This window comes from Rhodococcus sp. R1101, from assembly GCF_000278445.1.
In the GTDB taxonomy this organism is placed as follows: Bacteria; Actinomycetota; Actinomycetes; order Mycobacteriales; family Mycobacteriaceae; genus Rhodococcus; species Rhodococcus gordoniae.
Map to the genome: position 1 here is coordinate 1 of NZ_AJVB01000101.1, position 10,641 is coordinate 10,641.

The 10,641-nt window shown below is 68.9% G+C and carries 10 protein-coding genes and 1 pseudogene; 5 read left to right on the forward strand and 6 right to left on the reverse strand.

The window, feature by feature from the left end:
• Positions 1–589: FAD-dependent oxidoreductase (locus R1101_RS0109280; RefSeq protein WP_016933166.1), on the forward strand; the 589-nt coding region annotated here is incomplete at its 5' end.
• A gap of 76 nt (positions 590–665) precedes the next feature.
• On the opposite strand, the gene R1101_RS0109285 is transcribed toward R1101_RS0109280, so the two are convergent.
• Complete coding sequence (locus tag R1101_RS0109285) at positions 666–1,232, reverse strand: alpha/beta fold hydrolase (protein WP_037222681.1); 567 nt, start codon at positions 1,230–1,232, stop codon at positions 666–668.
• Between the two features lie 121 nt (positions 1,233–1,353).
• On the opposite strand from R1101_RS0109285, the gene R1101_RS0109290 reads away from it, so the two are divergent.
• The 3 genes from R1101_RS0109290 to R1101_RS0109300 are packed head-to-tail and all read left to right on the forward strand — an operon-like array spanning position 1,354 to position 3,346.
• Positions 1,354–1,713: a GntR family transcriptional regulator gene (locus tag R1101_RS0109290; protein WP_026003065.1), complete on the forward strand. Its 360-nt coding sequence runs from the start codon at positions 1,354–1,356 to the stop codon at positions 1,711–1,713.
• Positions 1,710–2,615, forward strand: coding sequence for an ABC transporter ATP-binding protein (locus tag R1101_RS0109295; RefSeq protein ID WP_016933169.1), 906 nt, complete (start codon positions 1,710–1,712; stop codon positions 2,613–2,615). Before R1101_RS0109290 ends, R1101_RS0109295 begins: the two co-directional genes overlap by 4 nt.
• A complete protein-coding gene (locus tag R1101_RS0109300) occupies positions 2,612–3,346 on the forward strand; it encodes a hypothetical protein (protein WP_016933170.1) in 735 nt (244 codons plus the stop codon). The genes R1101_RS0109295 and R1101_RS0109300 overlap by 4 nt, the downstream gene beginning before the upstream one ends.
• Before the next feature lie 4 nt (positions 3,347–3,350).
• On the opposite strand, the gene map is transcribed toward R1101_RS0109300, so the two are convergent.
• Positions 3,351–4,208, reverse strand: a complete 858-nt coding sequence (gene map / locus R1101_RS0109305; RefSeq protein ID WP_026003066.1) for a type I methionyl aminopeptidase — start codon at positions 4,206–4,208, stop codon at positions 3,351–3,353.
• 65 nt (positions 4,209–4,273) lie between these two features.
• Positions 4,274–5,918 (reverse strand): annotated as a pseudogene (locus tag R1101_RS26285) (AMP-binding protein).
• A 106-nt stretch (positions 5,919–6,024) separates the two neighbouring features.
• Between R1101_RS26285 and R1101_RS0109315 the strand changes: the two are divergent.
• Positions 6,025–6,888 carry a LuxR C-terminal-related transcriptional regulator gene (locus R1101_RS0109315; RefSeq protein WP_016933174.1) on the forward strand — a complete coding sequence of 288 codons (864 nt, stop codon included), beginning with the start codon at positions 6,025–6,027 and terminating at the stop codon, positions 6,886–6,888.
• A 27-nt stretch (positions 6,889–6,915) separates the two neighbouring features.
• Here R1101_RS0109315 and R1101_RS0109320 read toward each other — a convergent pair whose 3' ends face one another.
• From R1101_RS0109320 to ispG, 3 genes are all read right to left on the reverse strand, one after another.
• Entirely contained in the window at positions 6,916–8,757 is a 1,842-nt protein-coding gene (locus tag R1101_RS0109320) for a penicillin-binding transpeptidase domain-containing protein (protein ID WP_232284713.1), read from the reverse strand.
• A gap of 32 nt (positions 8,758–8,789) precedes the next feature.
• A complete protein-coding gene (locus R1101_RS0109325) occupies positions 8,790–9,626 on the reverse strand; it encodes a GNAT family N-acetyltransferase (protein WP_016933176.1) in 837 nt (278 codons plus the stop codon).
• A gap of 114 nt (positions 9,627–9,740) precedes the next feature.
• The coding region (ispG, locus tag R1101_RS0109330; protein WP_016933177.1) for a flavodoxin-dependent (E)-4-hydroxy-3-methylbut-2-enyl-diphosphate synthase at positions 9,741–10,641 on the reverse strand (901 nt) is incomplete at its 5' end.

Below are 10,641 nucleotides of genomic sequence, written 5' to 3' on the forward strand. Positions count from 1 at the left end.
GCAGCCGAACGGAGACCTGCTCGACACCGCGGCGGCCGGCATCGAGCTCGACGCGCAGGGCCGCATCGTGGTCGACGAGTTCCAGCGCACGTCCGCAGCAGGAGTCTTCGCGCTCGGTGACGTGTCGTCGCCCTACCAGCTCAAGCACGTCGCCAACCACGAGGCACGGGTCGTGCAGCACAACCTGCTCCGCGGCGCGTGGGGTGGCGACACCGCGGGTCTGCACCGAACGGACCATCGCTTCGTCCCGTCGGCCGTGTTCACCGATCCGCAGATCGCGACCGTCGGCCTCACCGAAGCCGAGGCCCGGGACGCGGGATACGACATCTCCGTCAAGATCCAGGACTACGGGAACGTCGCCTACGGGTGGGCGATGGAGGACACCGAGGGCTTCTGCAAGCTGATCGCCGATCGGTCCACGGGTCTGCTGCTCGGTGCCCACATCATCGGGTCGCAGGCGTCGACGGTGATCCAGCCGCTCATCCAGGCGATGTCGTTCGGTCTGCCCGCCCGGGAGATGGCGACCGGCCAGTACTGGATCCATCCCGCTCTGCCCGAGCTCGTCGAGAACGCACTGCTCGGCCTCTGAGCGCTCCCCGGTCTCCGAGCACCCTCGTCGGCGCCGTGTGGCCTGCCGCCCTCCGGGGCCGCAGGCCACACGCGTATCACCAGCTGCCGGTACGCAGCGCGATCGCGGACGCGAAGTCGGTGGGCGCGTCGACGGGCACGTTGTCCACTCCGTCGAGTTCGACCACCCGGAACTCCCCCGTCACGTAGCGCATCGACGCGTCGGCCTCGGCGCGACGCGACGAGTTGCCGACGACGATCGTGGTGGGGACCTCCGCGGGCGGCGCCGTGGCGTCGCGCACCGTGCCGTCGCGGTCCGGGACCGCGGGATGGCCGCGATCGGCGACCACGAGACTCGCGAAGCGTCCGAATCGTCCTGCGGCGACGGCCCATGCCAGCTCGGCTCCTGCTCCACTGCCCGCCAGGTGCACCCAGGGCAGGGCGAGACCGTCGAGCAGGGCGAAGACGTCACCGGGCGCGAGACCGTCGATCTTCTCGACCACGATCGTCCGTAGGTCGGAGGTGTGCAGCCGTTCGCACACGACGTCGTACACGTCCGCGTTCTCTCCCGCATCCGGGAAGAGCAGCACCGTGTAACGACTTTCGGGGCCGCCGATCCGTACCTGCACGTCGCCACCGGGCGTGGTCACCGTCCTCGAGTCCATGCGCAAACGCTACATGGCCGCGGTAGGTGCACCGGCTCTTGCCGTATCGACGATCAGGTCCTATGGTTCATTACATGAGTAATGAACCGATGCACCTGCCTTCGGGTTCGGGGGCATCGTGCTGAACGACGAGGGCAAGCCCCTCTTCCGGCAGATCGCCGAGCTCATCGAGAACTCGATCGTCGACGGCAGCCTCGCGGAAGAGACGCAGGTTCCCTCCACGAACGAGCTCGCCGCCTTCCACCGCATCAACCCGGCCACGGCGGCGAAGGGCCTCAACGCCCTGACAGCCGAGGGAATTCTCTACAAGAAGCGAGGAATCGGCATGTTCGTCACCACCGGCGCCCGCGACAAGTTGGTCGCCCGCCGACGGGATCGGTTCGCCCGGCAGTACGTCGTCCCGCTCGTCCTCGAGGCCGGAAAACTCGGAATCGGCATCGACGAGCTCAAGTCCATGCTCGACACACGGGAGCACAGATGACCATCACCTCGCCCGTCGTCCGCGCGCGTCACCTCGGCATGCAGTTCGGGGACGTCGCTGCCCTCACCGACGCCGACTTCACGTTGCACCGGAACACGATCTACGGCCTGCTCGGCCGCAACGGCGCCGGCAAGACCACCCTGATGCAGCTGCTTGCGGGCCACCTGCGTCCCACCACCGGCAGCGTCGAGGTGTTCGGAGCGGATCCGTACGAGAACACCGCCGTACTCCAGCAGCTGTGCTTCGTCGCCGACACCCAGCGTCATCCCGACGACCTGCGGGTCGGGCACGTGCTCGCTTCGGCGGAACTGCTTCTGCCACTGTGGGATCGGGGGTACGCCGAGCGGCTGGCCGAGAGGTTCGCGCTGCCCTGCGGCCGCAAGGTCAAGAAGCTCTCCCGCGGCATGAGTTCCGCGCTGGGCATCGTGGTGGGCCTCGCGTCGCGCGCACCGGTGACGATCTTCGACGAGCCGTATCTGGGCCTCGACGCCGTCGCCCGGCAGATGTTCTACGACGAACTGCTGCTCGACTACGCCGAGCGGCCGCGCACCGTCGTTTTGTCGACCCATCTGATCGACGAGGCCGCCGACCTCCTGGAACACGTCCTCGTGCTCGACCGCGGACATCTCGTCGTCGACGAGGACACCGACACGCTGCGCACCCGGGCCGCGCAGGCGACCGGACCGGCGGACGAAGTGGCACGGATCGTCGGCGACAGCACCGTCCTGCACACGGAGGGACTCGGCGGCGTCGCCCGCACGACCTTCCTCCGCAGCGACCCGGACGAACTTCCCCGCACCTCCGGACGGGTGGACGTGCAACCGATCTCGCTCCAGGACCTCGTCGTCCATCTCCACCGGACATCCGAATCCGTCACCACGAACGAGGAGGCATCGCTGTGACCACCGCGATCCCGCTGCCGGCCCCGATCACCACCGGGCCCGCGCGCGTCCTGTCCGTCGCCCGCCTGCAGCTCGTCTCATGGCCACTGCTCCTCGCGTGGCCCGTCGGACTGCTGGTCACCTCGGCCCTCATCCCGTGGGTGATCTTCTCGCTCGTCGACACGGGTGCCGAGTACAACGTCACCGGGAGCGTGCTGTCGGTCTACGGCTTCGTCATCGCGTTCTACCTCCTGGCGATGACCCAGATGTTCTCGTTCGCACTGCGTCTCGGCTCCACCCGATCGCACTACATGCAGTCGATGGTGTGGATCGCCGTGGTCCAGTCCGCGGTGTTCTCGGTCGTCTTCCAGATCCTCTCGGTGCTCGAAGCCGCGACCGGTGGCTGGGGCGTGAACATGCGGATGTTCGGAATCCTGCGTTTCGTCACCGACAGTTCCGTGGTGCAGTTCCTGGGCTTCTTCACCACGATGCTCCTGATCATCGCACTGGCGATGCTCGCCGGCGCCATCCAGCACCGTTGGCGCGCAACGGGTCTGCTGACGGCTACCGCGTCCGTCGTGGTGCTCGGCGGTCTCGTCGCGATCGTCGTGACGTGGACCGGATCGTGGTCGGCGCTGTGGTCGTGGTTCGCCGATGCTGCGCCGACCACGACCCTGGTGGTGCTTCCCGCACTGGTCGCCGCGGTGTGCACGAGCGCGACCTGGTGGGTCGCCCGGAACGCCGCGCCCTAGGTGGTCACGGCAGGGTGAGGATCTCGGCGCCCGTGTCGGTGACGACGATGGTGTGCTCGAACTGCGCGGTCCACTTGCGGTCCTTGGTGACGACCGTCCAGCCGTCGTCCCAGATCTCGTAGTCGGGGGTGCCGAGATTGATCATCGGCTCGATGGTGAACACCATCCCGGGTTCGATGATCGTGTCGATGTCGGGACGGTCGTAGTGCAGGATCACCAGGCCGTTGTGGAAGGTCTCGCCGATGCCGTGGCCGGTGAAGTCGCGGACGACGCCGTAGCCGAAGCGGTTGGCGTAGGACTCGATGACCCGGCCGACGACGTTGAGGGCCCGGCCGGGCCTGACGGCCTTGATGCCCCGCATCGTCGCCTCGCGGGTGCGTTCGACCAGAAGGCGGACCTCTTCGGAGACGTCGCCGGCGAGGAAGGTCGCGTTGGTGTCGCCGTGGACGCCGTCGATGTAGGCGGTGACGTCGATGTTGACGATGTCGCCGTCCTCGACGACGGTCGAGTCGGGGATCCCGTGGCAGATCACCTCGTTGAGCGAGGTGCAGCACGACTTGGTGAAGCCGCGGTAGCCCAGCGTCGACGGGTAGGCACCGTGATCGCACATGTACTCGTGGGCGACGCGGTCGATCTCGTCGGTGGTCACACCCGGCGCGACGGCCTTACCTGCTTCCACGAGGGCCTGCGCGGCGATCTTCGAGGCGAGTCGCATCTTCTCGATCGTCTCGGGTGTCTGCACCCACGGCTCGTTGCCTTCCTTCGCCGTGGGCTTCCACACGTACTCCGGGCGTTCGATCGACGCGGGCACCTCCCGGACGGGAGTCGGAGTGCCGGGGACGAGCGGAGCGCGGGTAGCCATGACTTCCAGATTAGCTGCCGCGCCCCGCTCCCCCGTCATCCACCGATCAGGCCGTCATCCACAGATCAGCCGACGGCGCCCGCCTGGCGCAACCTGAACCGCTGGACCTTGCCGCTCGGCGTCTTGGGCAGGTGCGGAACGAAGTGGACGGCGCGCGGGTAGGCGTGCGCGGCGTACTTCTGCTTCACGAGCTTCTGGAGGTCCGCCTCGAGCGCATCGTCGCCGTGGACTCCCTCGCGCAGCACCACGAACGCCTCGAGGACCTCACCGCGCAGCTCGTCCGGCAATCCGACCACCGCGGCCTCGATCACGTCGGGGTGCATCACGAGCACCGACTCGACGTCGAACGGGCCGATGCGGTAACCGGCCATGATGATCACGTCGTCGTCGCGGGACGAGAAGAAGAAGAATCCGTTCTCGTCGACCTTCCCGGCGTCGCCGGTCAGATACCACCGGCCGTCGGCGCTGAACCGTTCGGCGGTCTTCTCGGGAGCGTCGACATACCCGGTGAACCACACGAGCGGGCTCGCGTGCACGTCGATCGCGACGCGGCCGACCTCACCCGGTTCGGCCGGTTCGTCGCTGTCCTCCTGCAGCACCGTGCAGCTCCAGCCCGGCAGGGGCTTGCCCATCGACCGCGGCGGGGTGTCCTCGCGCAACTCGTCCGCCCATGCGTCGACGACGAACATGCCGTGTTCGGTCTGCCCGTACTGGTCGCGGACCACGACGCCGAGGGTCTCCTCGGACCAGGCGAGGACGTCGGGGGTGAGCGGCTCACCGGCCGAGGAGGCGCGGCGCAGCCGGACCTGCGGATGCTCCGCCGTGTCGGCCTTCAGGCTCCGGTAGACGGTCGGGGCCGCCGCGAAGTTGGTGACGCCGAAGGTGTCGAGGATCTTCCAGGTGAGCGCGGGCGAGAAGCCGGCGTGCAGCAGGAGGCTGCGTCGACCGGCGGCGAGCGGCCCGAGCAGCGCGTAGTAGAGCCCGTATGCCCATCCCGGGTCGGCGGCGTTCCAGAAGACGTCGTCCTCGCGCACGTCGAGACCGAACTCCAGGTAGGCGTGGAAGGACGCCAGCGCCTTCACCGGGACGGGAACGCCCTTGGGGGTGCCGGTCGTGCCGGAGGTGAACAACTGGACCAGCCGTCCGCCCCCACCCACGGCGAACCGCCTCGCCTCGGGGGTCGTCGGCCGAGTGCGCTGCGAGCAGTTCGCCGAAGTCGCGGGCCCCGCGACCCGATGCGTCGTCATTCCCCCCACCGGCCACGACGACCTGCCACGGCACGTCGGCGGGAAGATCGGAGCCCGCGGCGAGCTTGCCCGCCTGGTCGTGGTCGGCCACGACCACCTTGGTGCCGCTGGCGTCGAGCCGGAAGGCGATCGCCGGCGCCGCGAAGGCGGTGAACAACGGCACGTGCACCGCGCCGCGACGCCAGATGCCGAGAACCGCGACCACCAGATCCGCGGACTTGCCCATGAGCGTGGCGACGTGGTCGCCGGGTTCGACACCGAGATCCGCCAGCGCCGCGGCGAAGCGCGCCGAGCGTTCCCGAAGCTCACCGTAGGTGAGGTCGGTGGAACTCAGATCGGCGTCGATGACGGTGAACGCCACCGCATCGGCGGGGTGGTCGTCGCACAGCAATCGGGCTGCGCAGGCGTCTGCCGTGTCGTACCGCTCGAGCAGTGTCCGCACACGGCTTGCTGTGTCGCGCATCGTGGTCCTTTCGTCCGTACCGGCCGGTATGTCGTCGTCTGTGGGATAGACCCGTTCGACGTCTATGATTCGAGTCACACCGTATTCCCGATACCCCCGGAAAGGGGTGGCGTTCGTGTCGTCCTCCTCGTCGGCGCTCCTGCGTCCCCGCGACGGTGATGCCTTGCGGGGAGAACTCCGCCGCACCGCGGCGCACGCCCAACTGCCGGTGGTCTTCGCCGGTGAGGTACAACAGGGATCTCTGCAACTGAGTGAATTCTTCGGCACCCGCACCAACAGTCTGGCCGGTGTCGTGGTGCCGCCGCGCGCAGGTCTCGGCGGCCGCGTTCTCGCGGAGTCGCGGGTGGTGACGGTGTCGGACTACGGTCGCTCCGCGTCGATCACGCACCATTTCGATCGTCCGGTGCTGTACGAGGGGTTGCGGTCCATCCTCGCCGTGCCCGTGCTCGTCGAAGGGAAGGCCCGCGCCGTGCTGTACGGCGCGGCCCGCGAGTGCGCCCCGGTCGGTGATCGCGCGGTGACGGCGTTCGCGCAGGCGGCAGCACGTCTCGCACACGAGATCGCGGTGCGCGACGAGGTCGATCGGCGACTCGCGATGCTCGAGCATTCGTCCGGCGACCGCGACCCGGTCGCGACCGCGCAGGTCCGCGAAGTCCACGCCGAGCTACGGGTGCTCGCCCAGGGCGCGACCGACCCGGCGCTCCAGGAGAAGCTCCGCTCGCTCTCCGACCGGCTCGCCGGAGTGCTCGACGGGACGCAGCCGGAACCCACGGAGGTCGTGCTGTCCCCGCGCGAGACCGACGTGCTGTCCCATGTGGCGCTCGGGTGCAGCAACGCCGAGATCGCCCAGCGCCTGTCGGTCGGTGCCGAGACGGTCAAGAGTTACCTGCGCAGCGCCATGAGCAAGCTCGACGTCCATTCCCGGCACGAGGCCGTCGTCGCGGCGCGCAAGTCGGGGCTGCTGCCCTAATATCCGGCCGGGTCCGCAGCCCCGAACTCAAGCCCCTTCGTCGTATTCGGGCGGCAGGGCGTCGAACATGTCACGCGTGACCGCGACCGCGTTGTCGGAGCTGCCGCCGCGGACGACGAGCGTCGCGAACGCGAGATCACCGCGGTAGCCGACGAACCACGAGTGCGACCCGCCTTCGACCTCGGCCTCACCGGTCTTGCCGTAGACGTCGCCCTGGTCCCGGATGCGATCGGCGGTGCCGCTGGTGATCACCAGCCGCATCATCTCGCGCAGACCCTCCACCATCTCCGGCGTCACCGGCGGCGGTGCACCGTCGACGACCGTCTCGCGCCCGGCGATGAGATAGGGCACGGGGGTGCGGCCGGCGGCGACCGTCGCCGCGGCCAGCGCCATCCCGAACGGGCTGACGACGACCTTGCCCTGGCCGAAGCCGTCCTCGGTCCGTTCGACGAGATCCTCCGCGGGAGGAACCGAACCGGTGAAGGTCGGCATCCCGACCACCTCGTAGTCCACACCGATCCCGAACCGGGAGGCGGCGACCGTCAACGCGTCCGGCTCCATCTCGGAGGCGAGCTTGGCGAAGGAGGTGTTGCAGGATCGGGCGAACGCCGTGGCGAGAGGCACCGTTCCGAGCTCGAATTCGTTGTAGTTCGGCACGCTCCGCTCCCCGATGGTGATGCGGCCGGGGCACGGAACCATGGTGTTCGGGTTCGCACGCCCGTCGGCGATCGCCGCACCGGAGGTGATGATCTTGAACGTCGAACCCGGTGGATACTGGCCGGCCAGCGCGACGGGCCCGTCGCGGTCGGCGGCCTTGTTCTGGGCCACCGCCAGGACGGCACCCGTGGACGCCTCGATCACCACCGTCATCGCCTGTTCGGTCCGCGCATCGACGGCCGCCTGGGCCGCGAGCTGAAGGGGACGATCGAGGCTGACCGAGAACGACGGGGCCGGCTGCGGCGGTGTCTCGGTGAGTACCCCGGTGTCGACGCCGTACTGGTTCACCACCACGACACTCCACCCCGCCGTACCGTCGACCTCGTCGATGACGGTCTTCTTGATCTGCCCCACGAGATCGGGGGCGAAGTTGCGGTCGGTCGCGACGAGATCGGCCTGCTCGGTCACCACGACTCCGTCGATCCCCGACAGGCGGGGGGCGACGCGTTCGTAGTCGTCCTCGCGCAGCCGCAGCACCGCACGCGGACCGGACGCGGCCGTCACCGATTCCGCGATGGCCTGCGCGGTGAGCGAGGCGTCGAACTCCGAGAGTGCCGATGCGAGCTGACGCGCCGCACCGGCGAGGTCGGTGGCTTTGGACGCGTCGAACGCGATGCCGTAGACCGTGCCGGGGACGAGGATGTCGCTGCCGGCATGCTCGTTGACCCGGGCACGCGGTGCCGGGCTGCTGCGGAGCAGCATGGTCTGTCGTTCGCCGAGCTGCGGGTGCAGCGCGGACTTCGCCCACCGCACGACCCAGTCGGTCCCGCTGCGCCCCATGTTGAGTTCACCGGCGTACTGCCACACCCGTTCCTTCGGCAGGTGCCATTCGTAGCTGTACCCCACGGCGGCGGAGTCGCCGCTGATCCGGACAGATGTGGTTGTGGCCGTGAGGGATTCGGCCTGCAACCCGTCCAGGACCTCCTGCATCGCGACGGCCGCGTCGCCGGGACGGTCGGTGCGGGCCGCCGCCGAGTCCACGTCCTGCGCGGCGAACGAGTCGAGAAATGCCTGGGCGGCCGCCTCGGGACCGGCCGGTCGCGGCGTGCACGCGACGGCCAGGCCGAGGAGCACGACGGTCGCCGACAACGCCGCGCAGATCCGGAGCGCGCGGGTGTACGGGGATGCCGGGGTGCCGCTTCGAGGTCTCATCGCCCGTCATCGTAGGCAGAGCCGGCGGGAAATCAGTCGAGCAGCACCGTGGAGAACGTCGCGACCTGACGGAATCCTGCGCGGGCGTAGGCTCCGCGGGCCGGAGCGTTGAAGCTGTTGACGTAGAGACTGGGCAGACGACCGCTGCGAGCGACCGCGCACGCCACAGCGGCTGTGCCGACCGTGCCGAGACCTGTGCCACGGTGTGCGGGATCGACCCATACGCCCTGGATCTGGCCCACCGTGGACGACTGCGAGCCCACCTCCGCCTTGAACACGACCTGCCCGTTCTCGAAGCGCGCCCAGGCACGTCCCGCCGCGATCAGACTCGCGACACGACGCCGGTAGCCCGCACCGCCGTCGCCGGTTCGCGGATCGATGCCGACCTCCTCGATGAACATCGAGATCGCGGCGGGCAGATACACATCCAGTTCGTCGGTCCGCACGGGCCGGACCAGCGGGTCGGGGTCCACGAGCGGTTCGCGGTCGAGGACGAGGAGGGGTTGCTCGGCGCGCACCTCGCGGGGAGCGCCCCACGTGGATTCGAGCCGCTCCCACATGGGCAGCGCGTACTCGGCGCGACCGACGATGGACGAACACAGCCGCGGACCGCGACTCGCGCGTTCGGCGAACGCCTGGATGTCGTCCGGGCTGCCCAGCAACGGAATGAGGTTGGCACCCGAGAAACACAGCGACGTCTCCGGTCCGCCGCGGCTCCACATCTCGCCGCCGACGGCACGTCCGTCGAGCCCGTACTCCTCGATGCGGCCGGCCACCATGCACGCGGCCACGGGGTCTCGGGCGAGCACCCGGAGCACCGCGGCGGTGTCACGTCCGCCCAACGACCGGACACCCAGAAGCTTGAGCACTCGCTCACCACCCGTCGACAAGCCGATACGACATCAGGGTGCCATGTCGGGCGGCGGCGTGGAAACCGGAGGACCCGAAAGTGAGAGAGGCCCGCCCCGTGCGCCCCACCCGTATCAGCCGACCGACACCACGGGACCGCCGCCCGCGGCGTCGCCTTCCATCTCGTCGGCGATCCGCATCGCTTCCTCGATGAGCGTCTCGACGATCTGCGCCTCGGGCACGGTCTTGATGACCTTGCCCTTGACGAAGATCTGGCCCTTGCCGTTTCCGGAGGCCACACCGAGATCGGCCTCGCGGGCCTCACCGGGGCCGTTGACGACACAGCCCATCACCGCGACCCGCAGTGGCACCTCCATGCCTTCGAGACCGGCCGTGACCTCGTTGGCGAGGGAGTAGACGTCCACCTGGGCGCGTCCGCAGGACGGGCAGGAGACGATCTCGAGCTTGCGGGGACGCAGGTTCAGGGACTGCAGGATCTGGGTGCCGACCTTGATCTCCTCGGCCGGTGGCGCCGAGAGCGACACGCGGATCGTGTCGCCGATGCCCTCGCTCAGCAGCGCACCGAAGGCCACGGCCGACTTGATGGTGCCCTGGAAAGCCGGACCGGCCTCCGTGACACCCAGATGCAGCGGATAGTCGCACTGCGCGGCGAGCTGACGGTAGGCCTCGACCATCACGACCGGGTCGTTGTGCTTGACGGAGATCTTGATGTCGCCGAAGCCGTGTTCCTCGAACAGGCTCGCCTCCCACAACGCCGACTCGACGAGCGCTTCCGGGGTGGCCTTGCCGTACTTGGCCATCAGGCGGGGATCGAGCGAACCGGCGTTGACGCCGATGCGGATGGGGATTCCGGCATCGCCGGCCGCCTTCGCAACCTCCTTGACACGACCGTCGAATTCCTTGATGTTGCCGGGATTGACGCGCACGGCCGCGCAGCCGGCGTCGATCGCGGCGAAGATGTACCGCGGCTGGAAGTGGATGTCGGCGATCACCGGGATCTTGCTCTTCTTCGCG